Here is a 21,218-nt window from a genome sequence, read left to right on the forward strand (position 1 = left end):
CTTGATTATAGGGAAACACAACATACAAGCTAGTGTAATTCTTGTAAATTTGTGTATGGCCACCGATCAACCACTTATCAACAAAATGTACCTGCTGGAGAAGTTTCCCGGCAAAGGCGGCTGGACATATGCAGCCCTCCCGGAGATAGCACCAGATAAACATGCGCATTTCGGTTGGGTAAGGGTAAGAGGCACTATAGATAGCTACGAGATAAAGGGTTACCACCTGATGCCGATGGGAAACGGACAGCTTTTTCTGCCTGTACGGGCCGAGATCCGTAAGAAGGTAAAGAAGCAGGCAGGCGATTGGGTGCAGGTTATACTTTACGCCGACAACACCCCACAGGAAGTGCCCGAAGAACTGCTGCTTTGCCTACAGGACGAGCCCGCTGCCTACGAGAAGTTTTTAACTTGCACTGATGGCGAACAGAAGGCATTTGTTGACTGGATCTATAGTGCTAAGACCGACGAAACCAAGGTAGAGCGCATCGTGCAAACTATAAACAAACTGCTCAGTAACCAGAAGCTGCACGAGAAGTAATAACCGCCATTCCCGAACCATCAGGTAAAACAGGCAGTATGTATCTATTACTTTCAGCACATACCCATCTGAGAGCATGTATATACTAAACCACTACCTATGGACAGACTTAAAGGGAAAGTTGCTTTGATAACTGGTGCAGATTCAGGTATCGGCAAGGCTACAGCCATTGAATACGCCAGACAAGGAGCCGATATTATTATCTGTTACCATTCTGATAAAGAAGGCGCTGAAAAAACGCTTGCAGAGGTAGAAAAACAAAAAAGGAAAGGATTTATACTTCAGGTAGATATCAGTGAGGAACAGAAGGTGGAACAGCTGTTCGAGCAGGCGCTGAAGGAGTTTAAAACGATTGATATTCTGGTGAATAATGCTGCTGTAAATGGCTCAGGCATTAATGTAGCCGATATGAGCACAGAAGTTTTCGACAAAACCATACGCACTAATCTTTACGGTACCTTTTTCTGCTCCAGGGCCTTCATAAAGCACCGCAAACAGCAGGGCGGCAAAGGCAAGATCATTAATGTATCGTCGGTGCACGAAGAAATAGTATCGGCGGGCACAGCAGACTATTGCGCCTCTAAAGCGGCTGTCCGCAACCTTACCCGCACTTTGGCCCTGGAGCTAGCAGAAGATGGCATTAATGTAAATAACATTTGCCCCGGCATGATCCTGACTCCCATGAACCAGGAAGCTATAGATAATAAAGAGGTACGTAAGGAAGCTGAACAGAACATCCCTCTGAAAAGAGCAGGTAAACCGGAAGAGATTGCAAAAGTGGCTGTTTTCCTGGCTTCGGAAGATGCAAATTATGTTACCGGCTCCAGCTATTTTATGGATGGCGGACTTTCGCAGAACATGGGGCAGGGAGCCTAGTACAAGTTGCGTTTGCAGATGAAACCAGCTATACTATCATCTCAAACCTTACAGTGCGATATTTGTTTATGCAACACAGAGTTGACTATACTATAAAGTATTAACTACATGAAAATAGCGAAAGACCCATCAGAGTATAACAAGCTTACCCCGGAAGAAGAACGTATTATAGTACATAAAGGCACCGAGTACCCGGGAACAGGCAAGTATAATAACTTTAAAGGCGAAGGCGTATACTTGTGTCGCCGTTGCAACGCACCGCTTTATACTTCGAAGTATAAGTTTGAGTCGCATTGCGGCTGGCCGAGCTTTGACGACGAGATAACCGGGGCCGTAAAACGTGTACCAGACCCGGACGGCCATCGTACCGAAATTGTTTGTACCAACTGCGGCGCACATCTGGGCCATGTGTTCGAGGGTGAGTACCTTACTCCAAAAAACATCCGCCACTGTGTAAACTCATTATCCTTAAAGTTTGTGGCTGTAGAAGACCTGGAGAAGGAAGTATAACCTGCGCATGTTCAGGCACAGGGGCAAGGTACAGGAAAACAAACAGGAGAGCGGCATTTATACTTGTTCCAACTGCGGGCAAGTGCTGTTTGAAGCTAAGTATAAATTCAGTGTCGGTTCAGGCTTTCCAAGCTTTTGGGATCAGGTAGGGGAGCATGTACAACAAAGCCCATTGGATACTTATGGGCGAGAAAGGATACAGCTCTTGTGCAGCCAATGCAAACAGCACCTCGGTCATTTGTTTGAGGATGCCCGTACACTAAGCCATGTGCGCTACTGTATAAATGCAGATGCGCTGAAGTATAAAATATAGATTACCAAAGTAGAAGACAAATAAATGGAAATAGCAACGTTCGGTAATGGATGCTTCTGGTGCACGGAGGCGGTTTTTCAACAGTTACAAGGTGTGGAAAAAGTAGAGTCGGGGTATGCGGGCGGCCATGTGGAAAACCCAACCTATAAACAGGTTTGCACTGCCACTACAGGCCACGCAGAGGTGCTACAGATAACTTTTGATCCACAACAAATAAGTTACGAAGAGCTGCTGCGCGTCTTCTGGGAGACCCATGACCCAACCACTTTAAACCGCCAGGGCAACGATGTCGGACCACAATATCGCTCGGTTATTTTCTATCACAACGAAGAACAAAAGCAGCTTGCCGAAAAGTATAAATTAGCCCTGGATGAATCCGGCGCTTTCGATGACCCTATTGTTACCGCCATTGAGCCGCTTACCAATTATTATCCTGCAGAAGACTACCACCAGAATTACTTTATCAACAACGGAAGCCAGCCTTATTGTGCTTTTGTAGTACGCCCGAAAGTAGAGAAGTTCCGGAAAGTGTTTAAAGACAAGCTGAAGCCGGAGTTTAGTTAATAGTGTTTTGTGTTTAGTGTTTCGATAAAATTCATAATTCCATTGGATAGCTACTTCAAGAAACGCTACAACAGCTTTAAGTTTGCCATAAAGGGTATAAACTCGGCTGTGCGTTCGGAGCCGCACATGCGCCTGCATATACTGGCTGCCATTGGGGTTATACTTCTTGGCATCATATTCAGGGTAACGAAGGTAGAGTGGTGCCTGCTGGCCGGAAGTATAGGCTTGGTCATAACTGCTGAGATCTTTAACACCTCCATTGAAACGCTAACAAACCTGGTATCGCCGCAACATAACCCGTTGGCCGGTAAAACCAAAGACCTGGCAGCCGCAGCCGTACTGGTAGCAGCCATAACCGCCGCTATAGTTGGCCTCATCATTTTTGTGCCTTACGTGCAGGACCTGATTAACACCTATCAGACTGATTAAGCACCCTTGCTATACTTTATCCGTACCTCTTTCATCATCATTTAAAATAATTACCTTTGCAGCCGCTTAAAAAAACGGAAATGTATAAAATACTAACCTACATTTTTATAGTTAGCCTGTTTTGTGTGGCTGTATCCTGCAAATCAACTAATGCGCCGGAGGGTCCACAGGCACCCTGGTTAACTGACCTTATACAGCAACTGGAACAAGACGCTCCGGCCAACCCTCCCGCTAAAATTTACCGTTATACCTATAACAACCAGGAAGTATACTACCTGACAGGCCGCTGCTGCGACATACCTTCTAAACTGTTTGATAAGGATGGTGCCCAGCTTTGCGAGCCGGATGGTGGTATAACCGGAAGGGGAGATGGTCGCTGCCCTGATTTTGCAGAAAAGCGCACAAACGAAACTTTAATTTGGGAAGATAAACGAGAAAGATAAATTAGAAATGACAGGAAACGACGTACTGAAGAACTTATCAGAATATAACATCTGGGCAAACCAGACCATGCTGGATGTTTTCAGCAGCTTGCCAAGCGTACCAAACAATGCAGCCCGCTTAATGAGCCACGCACTTAACGCACAGGCCATCTGGATAACACGTATTACCGGCACACAAAGCCCCGTAAAAGTATGGCAGGAGCACAACTTGGAGCAATTAAAGGAGCTGCACAAAAATGCCTCTTATAAAATTGCCGAACTGGTTGCCAACGCCGACGAAGCCGAGTTTAACCGCCTGATAGATTATACCAACAGCCAGGGTAACAAGTATAGCACCCGTGTTTTAGATATTTTAACACATGCCTTCAACCATGCCACCTACCACCGTGCCCAGGTTGCCACTGATCTGCGCAAAAACGGCCACACACCGCCAAACACCGATTATGTTACCTACGTGCGTGAGCTGATGGGCCAGGTATACTAAGTATAAACTCAGAAGTATAAACAAATAAAAAGGAGCTCCAGAAAGAGCTCCTTTTTACATGGGGGTTCACAAATTAATTCATTTAAAAACTTCCGGACTCAACCGGAGAAGTTTCTTTATTCAGGCAGCTGTACTGTGCCTAAGTCTTTAATAGCGTTCTGTGATACTACTACATCTGTTACTGTTGTATCATGTGCAGCACCTTCAGTGTAGAACTTAACAGTGTAAGAACCAGCCGGCACACCTTTGATCAGGAAGTCACCAGCTTCGTTGGCAAAGCCACCTAGTGTATCGTTAGCAGAAGAGATTACATAAATACCTGGCTTATACTCAGCAGGAGTTACTTTACCTCTGATACCACCAGCCACAGCCTGTGAAATCACACGAATTACAGGTTTCAGGTTATAACCGCCGTTGCCTTTAGCTACTACCGAACGGGCAGCATCAAAGTCAAGCAGCATTACATAAGTTACATCAGATTCTAAAGTAGCATTCACGTCAAGTTTCACACCTGATGTCTGTCCGCTTGGTGTTTTCAGGTCGATTACTTCACCGCTCTTAAGCTTTACTGTGTTCTCGTCGCCAAGTATAAGTCTGATCTGGGAGATGTTGCCTGCAGGCAGTTCAGCGCTGGCAAGCAAAGTATCTTGGCCATTTGCAAAGTCAAGCAGGTTATAGATACCAGGGTTGATTTCATCTAGTGTTATCCAGCCTTCTTCGCTGTCAGTGTCTTCAGTATGCACCTGCACAGATTCGATTTCGATGTTTACTTCTTCATAATCGCCAGGCGCATCCGTCATACGAACCTGCAGTTGCGATGTGCCACTGCCTTCATTCTCTGATTCGCTGTCGCATGAGCTAAAGCCGAAAATAAGGCCACCTAATAAGAAAGGGATAATCAGTTTTCTTTTCATAATTATTGTATTTAAAAGTTATAGCTCAAATATCTGATACAAAGATGAAGACAACATGAAGATTTAAAATTGTCTGTCTTTTTATAGTTGAGCTTGTTACGTTCTGTAATGCCTTGTGGCATTTGTAGGGATAGAACGCAGATAACAGCAGGAAATTACGTATGCCTATATATGAAAGATGCCTGAAATAGGCATTTCAGGCATCTTTCTTTAAATACAACAATTTTATATTATAGTACTTCTATAAATTGCATTATTTTGCACCAGCTTTCGTAGTATCAGCTGGAGTAGGAGCAGGCTTAACAGCTGGCTTTGTTTTCGGTTTCAGAAAATCGGAGATCTTATCGGTAGCCTGTTTCTTAATATTGAGCTCGGCTTCTTTACGTTTCTTTTCCAGTTCCAGGCGCGCTTTCTGCTCAGCTTCCAGTTTTCTTCTGTTCAGCTCGTTCCGGATGCTGTCTTCTGCCTGTGCCTTACGCTGATCCAGTTTAAGTTTAGCATCGTTCAGTTTGCTCTGCACTGCTTCTTTTACAAGAGTAGATGCCTGCTCTTTTACGCTGCCACCAGCTAAGCTCACACGAGGATCGGCCAGCGTACCACCAACTTTCAGGTTCAGGGTTACACGCTCAGCAGCTTTTAACTGAGTGCCGCCGATCATACCAGCTAAACGGGAGTTCAGTTCTTTACCTACTTTTCCGGTTGGCACATTCAGGGCAGTTACATAATCTATTTGTCCGTTCACGTTGTTGCTACCACCTACAGTCATCTGCACGTCGCCTACTTTCATGTCAAATGGTTTGATCACCAGACTACCATCAATTATCTGCGCATCGATCATCTTGTTCTCAACTACAAAGTTTTTCAGTTGCTCCAGGTGCGTCAGGGTACTTATCTGCTGAACAATCTTCACATCGCGTACAGCTGCTTTCAATACTTTTATCACACCTGCACCATCCATCGTTTTAAACACAGGTGTCATGTCAGGTGCCATCTCACCAGCAAAATTAAACTTGGTGTTAAAGGTACCATCCAGCAGACCAGCAATTGGCGCTATGGCTTTTATAGTATTAAAGGCATTAAAAGCCTGTCGGAAGTTCAGGTTCTGTACATCAAGCGCCATATCAAACAGGGGCTTCGAAATATCCGATGTATTGTAAGTACCGCTGGTGGCAAATGTAGCGCCAAGGGTGTTAAAGGTTACCTTATCCAATTTTGCTACCTTATCTTTCACCAGCACGCGGCCCTGCATGTTGTTTAGCTTCAGGTTATCATAAAGCACCTGTTTAGCATCTACATTTAAGGTAATGTCTAAGTTTGCCGGTACTTCTACTACACCTTCTTCCTGGGCATTTGCTACTGGTTCACCGGTTTCTTCTACCATCCACTCATTCACGTTAAAATTATTAGAGCTCAGGTTAAAGTTTCCGCGCAGGCTCTGGTTATCAGCCAGAGCATAGCCTAGATAATTTGAGATGCTACCGTTTGCCTGTATATCACTCTTGCCTAACTGGCCATTCAGGTTCTTGATCTCAATGCGCTCGTTATTGAACACGGCATTGGCTTTGCTGATCTTTATACCTTGCGGCATATCAGTGCTTACAAAGTTCAGGTTGCTGATGGCCATAGTTCCGTTTGCCGAAATGTTGTTATACTTCTCAGCTTCCACATCGCTCATTTTGCCTTTAGCCGCCACGTTGGCATTTATTCTACCCGATACGGTCATACCTTCCTGCGGGAATATCTTGGTCAGTTTGGTCAGATCAAGTATACCTTTAATATCGAAATCGAAGGCCGGTTGATCTATACCTGCAATAAGTGCTCTGCCGGAAAGAGGCTCGCCGTCTAAGGTCATGTTAAAGCGCTCCACGTTTATGCGGGTATCGTCGGTATTACCAGTTTTATTCAGGATGTTAGCTACCATGTTCAGGTTCTGGATAGGTGCAGGAAAATCCTTGGACTTGATATAGCCGTTGGTCAGGCGCATATCGGCATCAATAACAGGCATGCTCTTTTCAGAATAAACTCCTTTGGCATCAGCATCAACCTTTAATAAACCACGTAGCGCCATACCTTCTATCGGGTATACTTTGGTCATTTCGGTCAGGTCTATATTTGCCTTTATATTGCCATCTACCTTCATCGGCTCCAAACCTTCAATCAACACTTTGGCATCTACTGGGTTCTTCCCTAAGTCGAGATGCAGTTGGCGCACATTAACTACCATGTTATTTGGGTTGCCATCTTTGTTATCGATGCGCATATCCACGTTAATGTTTCGGGCAGCCTGTGGCAGGTCAGGGTATTTGAAAAAACCATTGATGATCTTCAGTTCTGTACCATAGCCCGGCATCAGGGTATCGATCATGCGACCTTTAAAATAACCGTCGAAGCTTAGCTTGCCTTCCGTTTTGATATCCTTGAACTGCTCTGTATACATACCCGGCACTACCGACAGCACATTTCTGAAATCAGTCTCCGTAGCTTTAAAGGTCAGGTCGAAGTCTATAGCTTCTTCAGGCATAAGTATAGTTCCGGCAAACTGGAACGGCAGCTCGTTCAGCTGAATTTTGTTATCCTTGAAAGTATAGAGTGCCTTGTTCAGGTCCATAGCCATCGTTACATCGGCATCCAGTTTTCCGTTCTCTATATAGTTTACGCCATCATAGGTCATGGTAAAGCGGTCCGATGTGGTCTGCGACTTCATATCGAACACATCTTTGGCAAAGTCGCCGGAGCCGATGTGGTTTACATTATAGGCAGCCATACCAAAAGGGATACTCAGGTCATCGTAAAAAAGGGTAGCGTTGTTTACATCCCATTTTTTAATGCCCATTTTAAAATCGCTGGCAGCAGTATCGGCAGGAGTTTCAGCTATGCTGTCTGGTATCATAATATCCCAGTTTGCTTTGCCGCTTTTTAAAACTATTAGCCTGATCTTAGGCTGATCCATAGTAATAGAGTTTATCTCCAGTTCGTCGCCGGCAATTACACTCATCAGGTCAAGGCCCATTCTAAAGGCAGGCACCTGCGCCAATGTATCGGTAGCAAAAGAGTCTATGCCAACTATAGCCAGGTTCTCTACACCCAGCGACACATCCGGGAAGTCACGGAACAGCGAAAGGCTTACATCATCGGTCTGGTAAAGCACTTTTGCATTAATATTCTTTGCTATCTCTTTGTCGAGGGTCTGTTTGATTTTATCTTTGAACAGAACAGGTACCAGTGCTGCTACTGCCAGCAGTACCGCCAGAAAGACAAAGAAGCCAATTACTACTTTTTTCATATAGGAATAAGTAAGGGTATCTTGTTATAAATGCGTATCCTGCAAAGGTATAGCCAAAACTATGCAAAAGTTTAAAGGCAAAGTATAGTAAGCATTAATTTTTCGGTTTAGCTTGTTCTGATGCACGTTAAAACATGTTTTTAAAAAAATGGATCTTATATGTTATTGCCTTTCTGTGGTGCTTTGTAGCAACCGCACAGGATGTACACTACTCACAGCAGTACGCTAACCGTTTATACCTGAATCCTGCCTTTGCCGGCTTAAATCATGACTGGAGTGTAAGTATAAGCCACCGTACACAATGGCCTGCACTTAACGGGGCTTTCCTTACCAACCAGGTAGCTGCTGATTTATTGCTTCCAAATACAAAAAGTGCAATTAGTTTACTACTGCTTCAGGACAAGGCCGGTATCGGTGGATTACAAAAACTGGCTGCTTCTGCCGGGTACGCTTACCACACTCCCTTAACTGATCGTATAGCCTTATCCGCAGGTTTACAGGCCACAGTTGCTTCCTTAAGTATAAACTTTGATAATCTTGTTTTTGGCGACCAGTTAAGCGATAACGGGCAGGTGGCTGTAACTACAGCAGAAGCAAATACCTTTGAGCCAACACAATACATAAGCTTTGCTACAGGCGCACTGCTTTATACAAACCAGCTATGGCTGGGCCTCACGGCTGCACACTTAAATAAACCTGCTTATGGCTTCGGAGAAAAAACTTCGCTCCCGATGCGTTTTACGGTAAACACTGGCTACAAATTTTACGTTAGCAGCTACCAAACCAACGGAGGCGAGGCAGAGTTTAGCATAACCCCGACAGCTACTTTTACACATCAGAAAAATTTTAATTGGCTGAGTGCCGGTTTATACACTAATTATACTCCTGTTTCGTTAGGTTTATTATACAAAGGAGTACCGGTAACAGGCGATCAGAACCAGGAACAGGCACTTGCCGTAATAGCAGGGCTGCAACTAAATCAGGTAAAAGTCGGGTTCAGCCACGATGTAGGAATAAGCGATTTTAGCCGCCAAAGTGGTGGTGCTACCGAAATTTCTATTGTTTTTGAACGACTTGGTACTGATAAAGTGTTTCGAAGCCGCTCCCGGTCAAAAATAAGCCGACGCATTATTTGTCCGGAAATCTAATTTTATTTATAATTGCACATTAAACTACGTTACAAGAACCTTATCTTAATTGGGTGCTATTTTATGAAATTTGCTAAGTATTTATCGGCTGTGGTTATGGGAGGCTTGCTTCTCACTGCCTGCAATAGAGGAGGACAGCCTACCAGCACAAACCCGGGAGACTACAGCTCCGCCACAGGTATAGAGTATGGCGAAGACGAAAAGGCTTTTGCTGTGGAGGATTACGCTGATATTCAGGGCGGTCCGGGATTGATTTTTATTGAAGGTGGCCGTACTGTATTAGGTTCTATGGAAGAGGATGTTGCCATGACGCGCGATAATATTGAGCGTACGGTAACAGTTGCTTCTTTCTATATGGATGAAACTGAGGTCGCAAACATTCACTGGCTGGAGTATCTGCACTACATTAAGCAGGACTCAGTTCCGGAAGTATACCAGGCAGCTCTGCCAGATACTACTGTTTGGTCTCGTCAGCTTTCTTTCAACGATCCTTATGTAACGTACTACCTGCGTTATCCTGGTTTCCGTTTCTTCCCGGTGGTGGGTGTAAGCTGGTTACAGGCTAATAACTACGCTATCTGGCGTACAGCTAAGGTAAACGAAAACCTTGCTAAAGAAGCTACTGGCGGCGGTGGCGGCAAAAGAGGCCTTTTCGGAAGAAAGAAAGGTGCTGAAGAAGCTCCTGCCGAAGGCGAAAAACCATCTATCGAGTCTGGTTATGTGCTTCCGAACTATCGTCTCCCAACAGAGGCAGAGTGGGAATATGCAGCTCAGGCGATGATTGGTACACAGTACTCTGAAGACGAGAACCAGAACAACCGCAGACTTTACCCTTGGGATGGCCACCAAATACGTAACCCGTATGGCAAGCAGATGGGTAAGTTTATGGCTAACTTTAAGCGTGGCCGTGGTGACTATGCAGGTATCGCAGGTGCCCTGAACGACGGTGCGATGATCACAGACTATATTTACAGCTACCCGCCAAACGACTTCGGTTTATATAACATGGCCGGTAACGTAAACGAGTGGGTACAAGATGTGTATCGTCCGCTTTCTTTTGAAGATGTGGAAGACCTGAACCCATTCCGTAGAGATGGTTATCTGGATGAGAAAGAAAATTATGCTAACACTGATGTTAGAGATTTCCACTCGCTGATCAACGATGAGGTTCGCGTTTACAAAGGCGGTTCCTGGAAAGATGTTGCTTACTGGTTATCTCCTGGTACTCGTCGTTTCATGACGCAGGATTCATCAACAGCAACTATTGGTTTCCGTTGTGCCATGATCAACGCTGGCTCAAACCATTAAGAAGTAAATAACCTAACTATAATTTTAAAGCCCGGACCAAACATCCGGGCTTTATACTTTATATACCTCCCTATGAAAGAAGAAACAACCGAACACGTACAGATCATCTTTAAAAGCTACAGCGATTTATTTGAGCAGGAGATAGAAGAACCGCTTTGGGCGTTTGTGCTGGACAAAGAAAACCGCCTTTACCAGATCGACAGTATTCCGTTTTATACTTCGCTTATAGCCTCAAACGATATTGTGTTCGCAGATATAGACCCGGCAACCAAACAGCTGGTTTACCAGAAAACGGTAAGCTACGGAGGCCACTCTACTGTACAGGTTGTGATGAATGATGAAAGTATAGTTATGGACGATATCCGTGATATCTTCAGTAATATGCGTTGCGTGTCAGAAGTAGTAAATGACGACTTCTTTGTGCTGGACATTCCGGATGATGTAGACTATAAGCAGGTAAAAACCGAACTGGACAGACTGGAAGCGGAAGAGAAAATAGAATATGCTGAGCCGAGCTTATCTGATGTGCATCGTAAGCAAACAGAAGGTTAACCTGTAAACTATTGTCTTACACTTCCTATGAAGATCAACCGCGTGCAGGTAAAGCTATTAGTCTGGATCATAATCAATATAGCTTTAATTGCAACGTACTACTGGCACAAAAAAACGATACAGTGTGAGCCGTGTTTACCCAACATTTACTGCCCACCTTGCCAGACCAGTTACATGGCAGACTTCCCGACTACTATTTCTATAGTTAATGCAGGTTGCTTACTTCTCTGGATTGCGGATAAAACTATAAGATCGACTATCAGGCGGCGGCTATAGTGGCTATACTTACTTCGGTAGCGCCGGCTGCTAATAACGTAATGGCACAGGCTTCCAGTGTGGCTCCTGTTGTCAGCACATCATCAACTATAAGTACACGCCTGCCTTTTACCTGTTCCGGCTTAGTTACTTCAAAGACCTGCTCCACGTTTTGCCAGCGGCTCAGGCGGTTCTTTTGCGTCTGCGTGGTAGTGTTTATTGTTCGTTTAAGTACATCTGCTTTTGCCGGCACGCCCATAGCTGCTCCTATACCTTTGGCAAACCACTCCGACTGATTATATCCACGCTTTCGCTGTTTCTGTTTATGCAGCGGCACCGGAACTATAAGGTCTATTTGGTCATGATATTGGTACTCCTGAAGTATACTGCCGTACCGTAGTCCTAAATGCTCTCCTAATTCCTTTGCACCTTTATACTTTAGCTGGTGTAATAACCGCTGCACACTGCCTTTAGAGTTAAAATATAAATAAGAGAAAGCAAACCTGACCGGCACTTTACCCCAGAACCTGCGCTGTAAGGGGTTATGCTCTGTAGTCCCATGTTCATGAAAATCAGTGTAAGGAAGTTTTATATTACACTCAGTGCAGATATAACGCTCACCATGCGCCAAAGCTCCGTTGCAGGAGAAACAACTTTCCGGGAAAAATAACGACAGCAGGTCCTGAAACATAGTATAGACTTAGTGGTTAAGGTATTGTTATTTTTTTGCCGTAATTTTATATCTACAGTAAAGCTATTTCAGCTAATCAATTCACAACAATGAGCCAATTAGAAGAATTTAACGAATATCGCTCGCGTATGAACGAGCGCATCATGTCTTACGACAATAAAGTGATCAAACGCTTCTTTAATTTAGATACCAACACATACGCAGAAGGAGCCCTTGATGTAAAAACAAAAGAAATGCTGGGCCTGGTTGCCTCTATGGTTTTGCGCTGCGACGACTGCATTAAGTACCACTTAGGTAAAAGCTTTGAAGAAGGCGTAACCGACGAAGAAGTGTTTGAAGTATTTTCAATTGCTAACCTGGTAGGTGGTTCCATTGTGATCCCGCACTTCAGAAGGGCAGTAGAGTACTGGGAAGAATTGAAAGCGCAGAAGTCTTAATTTCTGATTGTTAATTGTTGATTGCTGTTCTAAACTATTATCGGGGTCAACAATTAATAACCGACAATCAACAAACACATGATAGAAGAATCAGATAATTTAGAACATAGATGGACGCAGTTGCGGGCTTTCCTGATGAAGCAATTCGGGAAGAAGCCTGACTTGAACGCTATACTTTTCCTGATCGGTATACAAGAACTCGGCAAAGGCATTACAGAATTTACAAAAGAAGAAAAGCAGGACCTGATGCACATTGCCACCTGTAAAGTATTCAGCCTGTCGGGTTACTATAAATTAGAGAAAGTAGATGAAGAAGGCTGGCCACATTATAAAGCACTTAAACCTTTACCTTTTGCCAATCTCAAAGAGCAGGAGAAAATGCTGAAGTGGCATATTCTGGAGTACTTTAATCAGCTGGATCAAGTATAAATTTTATTACGACACACGTACTTCGTATCACGTATCACGACTTCTAGTAAAAAAATTATCTGTCGTGCTACCTGATACGTGCTTCGTGATACGCTAACACAATGAAAATAATTACTTACAACGTTAACGGCATTCGCGCTGCGCTTAGCAAAGGATTTCAGGATTGGGTAAAGGCAGCTAACCCGGATGTGTTGTGCCTGCAGGAGATAAAGGCCTGCGAAGAAAAATTTGACCGCGCTGTATTTGAAGACCTGGGTTATAACGTGTACCTGCATCCGGCTGTTAAAAAAGGCTATAGTGGTGTGGCTATACTTTCTAAAAAAAAGCCTAACCATGTAGAAGTGGGTTGTGGCATTTCGTGCTACGACAACGAAGGCCGTGTAATCCGTGCTGATTATGATAACTATTCAGTGATGAGTGTGTATATGCCTTCCGGCTCAAGCGGGGAGGAGCGCCAGGGATTCAAATTCCAGTGGATGGATGACTTTTTTGGTTACATCGGCGACCTTAAGCAAACGTTGCCTGGCCTTGTAATAAGCGGCGACTATAATATCTGTCATCAACCAATTGATATTCATAACCCAAAGTCAAATGCGAACAGCTCAGGTTTTTTGCCTGAAGAACGTAACTGGCTAAGTAAGTTTATCGATAGCGGCTTCACTGATTCGTTCAGGCACTTTAACAAAGAACCGCACAACTACACCTGGTGGAGCTATCGTGCTGGCGCTCGTAATAAAAATCTGGGCTGGCGTATAGACTATAACATGACAACCAACAACCTGAGCGATAGGCTAAAACGAGCAGCTATACTTACCGAAGCCAAACACTCTGACCATTGCCCCGTGCTACTGGAAATAGAGTAGGTGCCATATACGAAAGCACCCGATTTTATAGTTATATTTAAGAGCACCTGATAATCAAGGGTATATTTTCATATACAGGTTATTAGGTGCTCTTACTTTATGTATAGCTGTAACCGCACATTTCCTTTAGCGTTATAGTATCAAACACCTATGAAACAACCGGATGCACTTACCCAACTGATGCATCAGCTGCAGGAGTTCAAGAAGAAGTTCTATCTGAACCTGCTGCTGCGGGGCAGCTTATTTGCTGTAGGTCTGTTACTTTCTATCTACATCATTTATAGTTTACTGGAGTATGTCTTCTATTTCCCGCAGGCAGTACGGGCTATACTTCTTTTTTCTTTTATAGGTATTATAATTTATGCTTTTGTTCGCTGGATAGCTTTGCCAGTAGCTGCCCTGGCTAATTTAAGCAGACTATTATCTGATGAACAGGCTGCTTTACGCGTAGGTAGCTTTTATCCCGAAATAAAAGATAAATTACTGAATGCCATCCAGTTAAATAACTTAGACAGAACAAATGAACTGATTGCAGCAAGTATAAACCAGCGTACGGGTCAGTTATTACAATTCCGGTTTAAAGATGCAGTAACTTATAAAGATAACAAGCCAATACTGAAGTATGTGGCTTTGCCGGCAGTTATCGCGTTGCTTATAGCCATGGTTTACCCGGCTATTTTTGTTCAGGGTACAGAGCGTATCATTAATTACAAAAAATTCTATGCACCGGTTGCTCCTTTTACCTTCAAGGTGCAGAACAATGAATTACAGACCTTTCGTGGTGAAGACTTTACACTGAAAGTAGCCATAGAAGGAGAGGCCATACCTAAAGAAGTATATATTAACTATAACGGCCGGCGGCAATTACTACAACAAGCAGCTGATAATACCTATACTTATACTTTTAAGCAGCCACTCAAAAGTATAGATTTTGAATTGGAAGGCTCCGGCTTTATGTCGGATACATATACTTTGGAACTGCTTTCCCGCCCTAACCTAAAAGACTTTGAGTTACAGGTACAATATCCTGCCTACTTCAACCGTAAACCTGAAGTAATTGAGAATACTGGAAGTGCCACTGTACCCGAGGGCAGCACGCTCACGTGGAACTTTAAAGCTTCTGAAACGGAAAGTATAAGCCTCTCTTTCGACAACCCTGATCAGAAATTAGCCACTCAAAAAGATGAGGATAGTTTCTCTGCCAGTAAAAAAATAAATGAGAGCCAGAACTATAGCATCCAGCTCAAGAACAAGTATAGCTCCAACAAAGAAGACATTAAATATCAGATCACGGCCATTGCTGATAAACATCCTCAGATCACCTTGGAGCAGTTTCAGGATACAGCCCTTTATTCTTTCCTGGTGTTGGGAGGCGATGTTTCCGACGATTATGGTTTATCTCGTTTGGCAATTCACTACCGTGTAAGTAACCAAAACAATTCTAAAGCAGGATATAAAAGTATAGCATTGCCGCTTTCTCCCCGCCAGGCTAGCCAAGCCTATTATTACCAATGGAATACTGCTGCTTTAAATATGCAGCCCGGCGAAAAACTGGAGTACTTTGTACAGGTTTGGGATAACGATGGCTTGCACGGACCTAAAAATGCGCGCACCCGCACCTTCGAATTAAAAGTACCGAGTAAACGAGATTTGGAGAAAGAGCTGAACAGCAATGCACAATCAGTAGGCAGCCAGATCAGTAAATCACTGGAAAGAGCCAATAAACTCCAGGAGGAGCTCTCGAAATCCGAAGAGAAATTAAAGACCAAACGTGACTTGAACTGGCAGGATAAAAAACAGCTTGAAAACTTAGTAGAAAAGAAGAAACAACTGGAACAGGACCTGGCAGCCATGAAGGAAATGTTTGATGAGTTGAACAAGAAGCAGAACATGCTGAGCGAGCAGGACAAGCAATTGGCCGATAAAGCTCAGGAACTGCAGAAACTCATGAACGACCTGCTCGATCCGGAAACAAAGAAGCTTTATGAAGAACTGGAAAAGTTACTACAGCAGAAACAAGCCAATGACCCTGAACTTCAGAAGCTGCTAAGCAAACTCGATAACCGGGAGAAGAACCTGGAGCGTGAACTGGAGCGGGCACTTGAACTTTTTAAGCAATTGCAGTTTGAGCAAAAGCTGGATAACATCTCTGAAAAGCTGGAGGAAATGGCCCAGGACCAGGAAAAATTAGCTGATAAAACTGCTCAGAAACAAGAAGACAACAAGCAACTGCAACAGGAGCAGAAAGAGCTTCAGGAGCAATTTGAAGAAGTGAGAAAACAAATGGATGAGCTGAAAGAACTGAACGATAAAATGGAGAACCCTAACCCAATGGATGAGCAGCAGCAGGAGCAGGGCGAACAGCAGATCGAGCAGAACATGGAGCAAAGCCAGCAACAGCTACAGAAACAGCAAAACAAAAAAGCCAGCGAAAGTCAGCAGAAAGCAGGGCAGCAAATGAAGCAGATGGCTCAGCAGATGGATCAGATGATGAACACCATGAGCATGGCCGGCATGCAACAGAACCTTGACAACCTTAGAGATATTTTGGAGAACCTGATCAAGTTATCTTTTGACCAGGAAGCTGTAATGAAATCCTTCAGAAGTGTGAACCAAAGTGATCCGCGCTTTATAGCTTTATCTCAGGAGCAGCTCAACTTACGCGACAACGCTAAGGTAATTGAAGATAGTTTGTACGCACTTGCCAAAAAGGTATTCCAGATTCAGTCCTTTGTTACCCGCGAAGTAGCATCCATGAACCAAAGTATGGATAATAGTATGCAGGAGCTACGCGATAGGAATGTAGGCAAAGCCACAGCTCAGCAGCAACTTGCTATGACAAGTATGAACAACCTGGCGCTAATGCTGAACGATGCTTTAAAGCAAATGCAACAAGCTATGCAGAACATGCAAGGCAATATGGCCGGAAAACAGAAGGGAAATCAGAAAAAACCAGGTGGTTTAGGCGAAATGCAGGACGCTTTAAATAAAAAAATAGAAGAATTGAAAAAAGGTGGCAAATCAGGTAAGGCACTGTCTGAAGAATTAGCTAAATTAGCTGCTGAGCAGGAGGCTCTCCGAAATGCCCTTCGTGAAATGGAGAAGCAAGGCACCAAACCTGGTGAAAATGGCAAACAGGGCGATCTCGGAAATATTAGCAAGATGATGGAACAAAGCGAAACTGATCTCGTTAATAAACGTTTGACCGAGCAAACGATTATGCGGCAGCGCGAGATCCTAACCCGGTTACTTGAAGCTGAAAGGTCGATGAAGGAGCGGGAGCTTGATAATAAGAGGGAAGCCAAGACGGCACATAATATTGCACGCAAACTTCCTCCGTCGTTTGAGAAGTACCTGAAAGCAAAAGAAAAACAAACTGAATTACTTAAAACGATACCGCCTGCATTGTCTCCGTACTATAAGCAAAAGGTAAATGAGTATTTTCAGAATACGAAATTTTAATAGCACCAAATAGTTTACATACTTAAGATTAATATGAATCAAGTTAAAATTCAGATTCCTTCCTTAATCGAAAACATCCGGGTAATAGAAAGTTTTATAGACAACTCAAAGGAAGAATTCGAGTTTGAAGATGATATCTATGGTAACATTATGGTTGCCGTGACAGAATCTGTAAATAACGCCATCCGGCATGGCAACAAGTTCGATAAAGACAAGAGCGTTTATCTTACCCTTATGGTAGAGCAAAACCAGCTCCTGTTTGAGGTAGAAGACGAAGGTCCTGGTTTTGATTACGAGAACCTGCCAGATCCTACTGCTCCTGAAAACCTGGAGAACCCTGGTGGTCGTGGTATTTTCCTGATGCGCAACCTATGCGATGAAGTAAACTTCCTTGATGCTGGTAAAAAAGTTCAACTGAAATTTAACATCGAAACACATCAGAATGGATCATCCAATTGAGTTTTATAGCGAAGACATTGCGTTTTCGTTATCGAACCCGGAGCAAGTTTCTGATTGGATTGCATCTATAATTGAGCAGCATGATTTTGAGCTGGCTGGTCTGACCTACATTTTCTGTTCTGATGAGTACCTGCACCAGATCAATGTAGAGTATTTAGATCACGACACGCTTACTGACATTATCACCTTTGACAATGCTGATGAAGAAGGCACTGTGGAAGGTGATATTTTTGTTAGCATAGACCGCGTTCGAGATAACGCCCAAACTTTAGGAATACCTTTCGAAGACGAACTTCACCGCGTCCTCATTCATGGCGTATTGCACCTGTTAGGTTTTAAAGATAAGACCGAAGAGCAGGAAGCAGTTATGCGCAAACAAGAAGATTCTTGCTTATCTTTGCGAAAATTTTAATCGCAAAAGGAATTACCAATCTCTTGTAGATGTTTCACGTGAAACATCTCTAAATTCAGAATACATGTTTCCAGAATACGATATTATAGTTGTAGGAGCGGGCCACGCAGGTTGCGAGGCCGCTGCTGCTGCTGCCAAAATGGGATCCAAGGTGTTATTGGCAACCATGAACATGAACACAATTGCACAAATGTCGTGCAACCCGGCTATGGGTGGCGTGGCCAAAGGGCAGATTGTTCGTGAAGTTGATGCCTTAGGTGGTATGAGTGGTATCATCACAGACCAAACCATGATCCAGTTCAGAATGCTGAACAAATCAAAAGGTCCGGCCATGTGGAGCCCGCGCGCACAAAGTGATCGCATGCGTTTTGCCGAGGCATGGCGCCTGACATTAGAGCAAACTGAGAACGTTGACTTTTGGCAGGAGATGGTTACAGGTATAGAAGTAGAGCAGGGGAGAGCTGTTGGTATACGAACTAGCCTGGGGATAACTATACGTGGAAAGGCCGTAGTTTTAACAAATGGCACATTTCTGAATGGTATTATCCACATCGGTGAGCGCCAGTTAGGTGGCGGTAGAGCAGCAGAGAAATCAGCGAAAGGACTGACCGAACAGTTAGTAGAACTAGGATTTGAAGCTGGCCGCATGAAGACCGGAACACCACCGCGAGTGGATGGCCGCTCCCTGGACTATAGCCGAATGGAAGAACAGTTTGGAGATGAGAACCCATCTAAATTTTCCTATACCGAAACAACTCCTTTAGAAAGCCAACGCAGCTGCTATATTACTTATACTAACTCTGAAGTACACGAGATTCTGAAGACCGGATTTGAAAAGTCTCCGATGTTCCAGGGACGTATTCAGGGATTAGGTCCGCGTTACTGCCCAAGTATAGAGGATAAGATTAACCGCTTTGCTGACCGTGACCGTCACCAGATATTTGTGGAGCCGGAAGGATGGAGCACTGTAGAAGTGTATGTAAATGGTTTCTCCAGCTCGTTGCCAGAAGATGTACAATTAAAAGCGCTACGTAAGATCGTAGGTTTTGAAAATGCAAAAATGTTCCGTCCGGGTTATGCAATTGAATATGACTTCTTCCCGCCAACACAGCTGAACCTGACACTGGAAACTAAACTGGTAGAGAACTTATACTTTGCCGGCCAGATAAACGGAACAACCGGTTATGAAGAAGCAGCATGCCAGGGATTGATGGCAGGTATAAATGCACATAACAAGATCAACAACAAAGAGCCGTTTATACTTAAGCGATATGAAGCATACATTGGCGTATTGATAGATGACTTGGTAAATAAAGGTACCGAAGAGCCATACCGTATGTTCACATCCAGAGCTGAGCACCGCATATTGCTTCGCCAGGATAACGCGGATATTCGCTTAACGAAACTTGGTTATGAGCTCGGATTGGCTGATGAAAGCAGATTAAAAGCTGTGGAAAAGAAGATAGAAGAAACAGCAGAAATCATCGCTTACTTAAATAATAAGCCGATCGAACCAGGAGATATCAACAGCATGTTGGAAGATTTGGGCTCAGCACCAATAGTAGAAAAACAGCGTGCCGGCCAGTTGATCAAGCGTCCAAATATAGAGATACAACATATAGCTGCAGCAGTGCCAGCAGTTAAAGAATATTTGAGTAAGTTTAAAGCTGATAGTATAGAGCAGGCCGAAATTGCCGTTAAGTATGAAAGCTACATTGAGAAAGAGCATACCATGGCAGCTAAGATGGGCGAACTCGAAAACTATATTATAAAAGACAGAATCAACTACCGTAACATACCGGCATTGTCAGCAGAAGCGAGAGAGAAACTATTAAAGGTGCAGCCAGAAACGATAGGCCAGGCATCCAGAATTAGTGGCGTATCTCCGGCTGATATTTCGGTACTGATGGTATACCTAGGAAAATAGATGAGCTACGAAAGACTGGAGCAGTGCCCGATCTGCAGCAAAGAAGAATTCAAAAACTTTTTAGTAGTAACAGACAATTCAGTTTCGAAGGAAAGCTTTGTGATTGTAGAATGTGAAAACTGCACGTTTAAGTTTACCAATCCACGGCCGGATATTGAAAGTATAGGGAGCTATTATGAGTCTGAAGATTATATCTCGCATAGCAATACCAAAACCGGAATTATAAACAAGGCATACCATGTAGTACGTTCTATTACTACCAAGCAGAAAGTAGAGCTTATAAACCGGTATGCCCCTGGTAAGGGAACCATACTTGATTATGGTTGCGGAACTGGGGTATTTCTGACGGCCTGTAAAAAAGACGGCTGGAAAGTGAGAGGGGTAGAGCCAAGTGATAAAGCTAGAGAGTTAGCGTCAGAATCGGTAGGAACAACTATAGCTACTAATATAGAAGAACTTCCGGAAGAGAAATATAATGTGATTACGCTGTGGCATGTGCTGGAGCATATCCATACGCTGAACGACACTGTAAACAAGCTGATCTCACACCTGGCAGAAGATGGCGTGTTGATTATAGCGGTTCCGAACGCAGACTCGCATGATGCAAAGCAGTACAAAGAAAACTGGGCAGCTTACGATGTTCCGAGACACTTGTACCATTTTACGCAGCCCACCATGAAGCGCTTCCTGAAGAAACATAAGATGCAATTGGAGGAAGTGCTGCCCATGAAGTTTGACGCCTACTATGTAAGCATGCTCAGCGAAAAACATAAAGAAGGCAAAACCAAAATGATCAGCAGCGTACTGAATGGTTATAAGTCTAATAGCTATGCAGAGAAAAATGGCAACGATTATTCAAGCCTGATCTTTGTTGCGAAACGTAAATAAGTATAAAAAGCACAGGACATATACCGTGGA

General features: G+C 43.8%; 22 protein-coding genes. 19 read left to right on the forward strand and 3 right to left on the reverse strand.

What is annotated here, in order from left to right:
• Positions 1-55: 55 nt before the first annotated feature.
• The 8 genes from MJ612_RS15580 (at position 56) to MJ612_RS15615 (ending at position 4,160) form a co-directional block, all read left to right on the forward strand.
• Positions 56-541, forward strand: coding sequence for a YdeI/OmpD-associated family protein (locus MJ612_RS15580; RefSeq protein ID WP_187032431.1), 486 nt, complete (start codon positions 56-58; stop codon positions 539-541).
• A gap of 99 nt (positions 542-640) precedes the next feature.
• On the forward strand, positions 641-1,417 hold the full coding sequence (locus MJ612_RS15585) for an SDR family NAD(P)-dependent oxidoreductase (protein WP_187032429.1): 777 nt from the start codon (positions 641-643) through the stop codon (positions 1,415-1,417).
• A gap of 108 nt (positions 1,418-1,525) precedes the next feature.
• Positions 1,526-1,927, forward strand: coding sequence for a methionine-R-sulfoxide reductase (locus MJ612_RS15590; RefSeq protein WP_187032427.1), 402 nt, complete (start codon positions 1,526-1,528; stop codon positions 1,925-1,927).
• Between the two features lie 7 nt (positions 1,928-1,934).
• Positions 1,935-2,240, forward strand: coding sequence for a peptide-methionine (R)-S-oxide reductase (locus MJ612_RS15595; protein ID WP_187032425.1), 306 nt, complete (start codon positions 1,935-1,937; stop codon positions 2,238-2,240).
• A 24-nt stretch (positions 2,241-2,264) separates the two neighbouring features.
• Positions 2,265-2,804, forward strand: a complete 540-nt coding sequence (gene msrA, locus MJ612_RS15600; RefSeq protein ID WP_187032423.1) for a peptide-methionine (S)-S-oxide reductase MsrA — start codon at positions 2,265-2,267, stop codon at positions 2,802-2,804.
• Positions 2,805-2,846: 42 nt separating this feature from the next.
• Entirely contained in the window at positions 2,847-3,233 is a 387-nt protein-coding gene (locus MJ612_RS15605) for a diacylglycerol kinase family protein (protein WP_222619661.1), read from the forward strand.
• Positions 3,234-3,313: 80 nt separating this feature from the next.
• The gene (locus tag MJ612_RS15610) at positions 3,314-3,676 is read left to right on the forward strand and encodes a DUF6970 domain-containing protein (protein WP_250419211.1); all 363 of its coding nucleotides are present in this window, start codon (positions 3,314-3,316) and stop codon (positions 3,674-3,676) included.
• Between the two features lie 7 nt (positions 3,677-3,683).
• Complete coding sequence (locus MJ612_RS15615) at positions 3,684-4,160, forward strand: DinB family protein (protein ID WP_187032421.1); 477 nt, start codon at positions 3,684-3,686, stop codon at positions 4,158-4,160.
• 116 nt (positions 4,161-4,276) lie between these two features.
• Here the strand turns inward: MJ612_RS15615 and MJ612_RS15620 are convergent, their stop codons facing one another.
• A complete protein-coding gene (locus MJ612_RS15620; RefSeq protein WP_187032419.1) occupies positions 4,277-5,074 on the reverse strand; it encodes a DUF4382 domain-containing protein in 798 nt (265 codons plus the stop codon).
• 253 nt (positions 5,075-5,327) lie between these two features.
• The gene (locus tag MJ612_RS15625) at positions 5,328-8,357 is read right to left on the reverse strand and encodes an AsmA family protein (RefSeq protein WP_187032417.1); all 3,030 of its coding nucleotides are present in this window, start codon (positions 8,355-8,357) and stop codon (positions 5,328-5,330) included.
• Between the two features lie 134 nt (positions 8,358-8,491).
• On the opposite strand from MJ612_RS15625, the gene MJ612_RS15630 reads away from it, so the two are divergent.
• The 3 genes from MJ612_RS15630 (at position 8,492) to MJ612_RS15640 (ending at position 11,365) form a co-directional block, all read left to right on the forward strand.
• Positions 8,492-9,505, forward strand: a complete 1,014-nt coding sequence (locus MJ612_RS15630) for a PorP/SprF family type IX secretion system membrane protein (RefSeq protein ID WP_187032415.1) — start codon at positions 8,492-8,494, stop codon at positions 9,503-9,505.
• A 63-nt stretch (positions 9,506-9,568) separates the two neighbouring features.
• Positions 9,569-10,813, forward strand: a complete 1,245-nt coding sequence (gene gldJ, locus MJ612_RS15635) for a gliding motility lipoprotein GldJ (protein ID WP_187032413.1) — start codon at positions 9,569-9,571, stop codon at positions 10,811-10,813.
• 72 nt (positions 10,814-10,885) lie between these two features.
• Entirely contained in the window at positions 10,886-11,365 is a 480-nt protein-coding gene (locus tag MJ612_RS15640) for a DUF4265 domain-containing protein (RefSeq protein ID WP_187032411.1), read from the forward strand.
• Positions 11,366-11,624: 259 nt separating this feature from the next.
• Here MJ612_RS15640 and MJ612_RS15645 read toward each other — a convergent pair whose 3' ends face one another.
• A complete protein-coding gene (locus MJ612_RS15645; RefSeq protein ID WP_250419212.1) occupies positions 11,625-12,311 on the reverse strand; it encodes a ComF family protein in 687 nt (228 codons plus the stop codon).
• 89 nt (positions 12,312-12,400) lie between these two features.
• Here MJ612_RS15645 and MJ612_RS15650 point away from each other — a divergent pair, with 89 nt between their 5' ends.
• The 8 genes from MJ612_RS15650 (at position 12,401) to MJ612_RS15685 (ending at position 21,188) form a co-directional block, all read left to right on the forward strand.
• Positions 12,401-12,748 carry a carboxymuconolactone decarboxylase family protein gene (locus MJ612_RS15650; RefSeq protein WP_187032409.1) on the forward strand — a complete coding sequence of 116 codons (348 nt, stop codon included), beginning with the start codon at positions 12,401-12,403 and terminating at the stop codon, positions 12,746-12,748.
• A gap of 78 nt (positions 12,749-12,826) precedes the next feature.
• The gene (locus tag MJ612_RS15655; protein ID WP_187032407.1) at positions 12,827-13,177 is read left to right on the forward strand and encodes a hypothetical protein; all 351 of its coding nucleotides are present in this window, start codon (positions 12,827-12,829) and stop codon (positions 13,175-13,177) included.
• Between the two features lie 101 nt (positions 13,178-13,278).
• On the forward strand, positions 13,279-14,040 hold the full coding sequence (locus MJ612_RS15660) for an exodeoxyribonuclease III (protein WP_187032405.1): 762 nt from the start codon (positions 13,279-13,281) through the stop codon (positions 14,038-14,040).
• 150 nt (positions 14,041-14,190) lie between these two features.
• A complete protein-coding gene (locus MJ612_RS15665) occupies positions 14,191-17,502 on the forward strand; it encodes a DUF4175 family protein (RefSeq protein WP_187032403.1) in 3,312 nt (1,103 codons plus the stop codon).
• A 33-nt stretch (positions 17,503-17,535) separates the two neighbouring features.
• Positions 17,536-17,961: an ATP-binding protein gene (locus tag MJ612_RS15670; protein WP_187032401.1), complete on the forward strand. Its 426-nt coding sequence runs from the start codon at positions 17,536-17,538 to the stop codon at positions 17,959-17,961.
• Positions 17,945-18,373, forward strand: a complete 429-nt coding sequence (ybeY, locus tag MJ612_RS15675) for an rRNA maturation RNase YbeY (RefSeq protein ID WP_187032399.1) — start codon at positions 17,945-17,947, stop codon at positions 18,371-18,373. Before MJ612_RS15670 ends, ybeY begins: the two co-directional genes overlap by 17 nt.
• Before the next feature lie 64 nt (positions 18,374-18,437).
• Positions 18,438-20,300 carry a tRNA uridine-5-carboxymethylaminomethyl(34) synthesis enzyme MnmG gene (gene mnmG, locus MJ612_RS15680; RefSeq protein WP_187032397.1) on the forward strand — a complete coding sequence of 621 codons (1,863 nt, stop codon included), beginning with the start codon at positions 18,438-18,440 and terminating at the stop codon, positions 20,298-20,300.
• Positions 20,301-21,188, forward strand: a complete 888-nt coding sequence (locus tag MJ612_RS15685) for a class I SAM-dependent methyltransferase (protein WP_187032395.1) — start codon at positions 20,301-20,303, stop codon at positions 21,186-21,188.
• Positions 21,189-21,218: the final 30 nt, after the last annotated feature.

Origin of the sequence: Pontibacter deserti, from assembly GCF_023630255.1 — a bacterium.
GTDB lineage: Bacteria > Bacteroidota > Bacteroidia > Cytophagales > Hymenobacteraceae > Pontibacter > Pontibacter deserti.

Excerpts from the sequence above, each read along its gene's own strand:
- MJ612_RS15580 (WP_187032431.1), top strand. The coding sequence starts at position 56 with ATGGCCACCGATCAACCACTTATCAACAAAATGTACCTGCTGGAGAAG.
- MJ612_RS15585 (WP_187032429.1), top strand. The coding sequence starts at position 641 with ATGGACAGACTTAAAGGGAAAGTTGCTTTGATAACTGGTGCAGATTCA.
- MJ612_RS15590 (WP_187032427.1), top strand. The coding sequence starts at position 1,526 with ATGAAAATAGCGAAAGACCCATCAGAGTATAACAAGCTTACCCCGGAA.
- MJ612_RS15595 (WP_187032425.1), top strand. The coding sequence starts at position 1,935 with ATGTTCAGGCACAGGGGCAAGGTACAGGAAAACAAACAGGAGAGCGGC.
- msrA (WP_187032423.1), top strand. The coding sequence starts at position 2,265 with ATGGAAATAGCAACGTTCGGTAATGGATGCTTCTGGTGCACGGAGGCG.
- MJ612_RS15610 (WP_250419211.1), top strand. The coding sequence starts at position 3,314 with ATGTATAAAATACTAACCTACATTTTTATAGTTAGCCTGTTTTGTGTG.
- MJ612_RS15615 (WP_187032421.1), top strand. The coding sequence starts at position 3,684 with ATGACAGGAAACGACGTACTGAAGAACTTATCAGAATATAACATCTGG.
- MJ612_RS15620 (WP_187032419.1), bottom strand. The coding sequence starts at position 5,074 with ATGAAAAGAAAACTGATTATCCCTTTCTTATTAGGTGGCCTTATTTTC.
- MJ612_RS15625 (WP_187032417.1), bottom strand. The coding sequence starts at position 8,357 with ATGAAAAAAGTAGTAATTGGCTTCTTTGTCTTTCTGGCGGTACTGCTG.
- MJ612_RS15630 (WP_187032415.1), top strand. The coding sequence starts at position 8,492 with ATGTTTTTAAAAAAATGGATCTTATATGTTATTGCCTTTCTGTGGTGC.
- gldJ (WP_187032413.1), top strand. The coding sequence starts at position 9,569 with ATGAAATTTGCTAAGTATTTATCGGCTGTGGTTATGGGAGGCTTGCTT.
- MJ612_RS15640 (WP_187032411.1), top strand. The coding sequence starts at position 10,886 with ATGAAAGAAGAAACAACCGAACACGTACAGATCATCTTTAAAAGCTAC.
- MJ612_RS15645 (WP_250419212.1), bottom strand. The coding sequence starts at position 12,311 with ATGTTTCAGGACCTGCTGTCGTTATTTTTCCCGGAAAGTTGTTTCTCC.
- MJ612_RS15650 (WP_187032409.1), top strand. The coding sequence starts at position 12,401 with ATGAGCCAATTAGAAGAATTTAACGAATATCGCTCGCGTATGAACGAG.
- MJ612_RS15655 (WP_187032407.1), top strand. The coding sequence starts at position 12,827 with ATGATAGAAGAATCAGATAATTTAGAACATAGATGGACGCAGTTGCGG.
- MJ612_RS15660 (WP_187032405.1), top strand. The coding sequence starts at position 13,279 with ATGAAAATAATTACTTACAACGTTAACGGCATTCGCGCTGCGCTTAGC.
- MJ612_RS15665 (WP_187032403.1), top strand. The coding sequence starts at position 14,191 with ATGAAACAACCGGATGCACTTACCCAACTGATGCATCAGCTGCAGGAG.
- MJ612_RS15670 (WP_187032401.1), top strand. The coding sequence starts at position 17,536 with ATGAATCAAGTTAAAATTCAGATTCCTTCCTTAATCGAAAACATCCGG.
- ybeY (WP_187032399.1), top strand. The coding sequence starts at position 17,945 with ATGGATCATCCAATTGAGTTTTATAGCGAAGACATTGCGTTTTCGTTA.
- mnmG (WP_187032397.1), top strand. The coding sequence starts at position 18,438 with ATGTTTCCAGAATACGATATTATAGTTGTAGGAGCGGGCCACGCAGGT.
- MJ612_RS15685 (WP_187032395.1), top strand. The coding sequence starts at position 20,301 with ATGAGCTACGAAAGACTGGAGCAGTGCCCGATCTGCAGCAAAGAAGAA.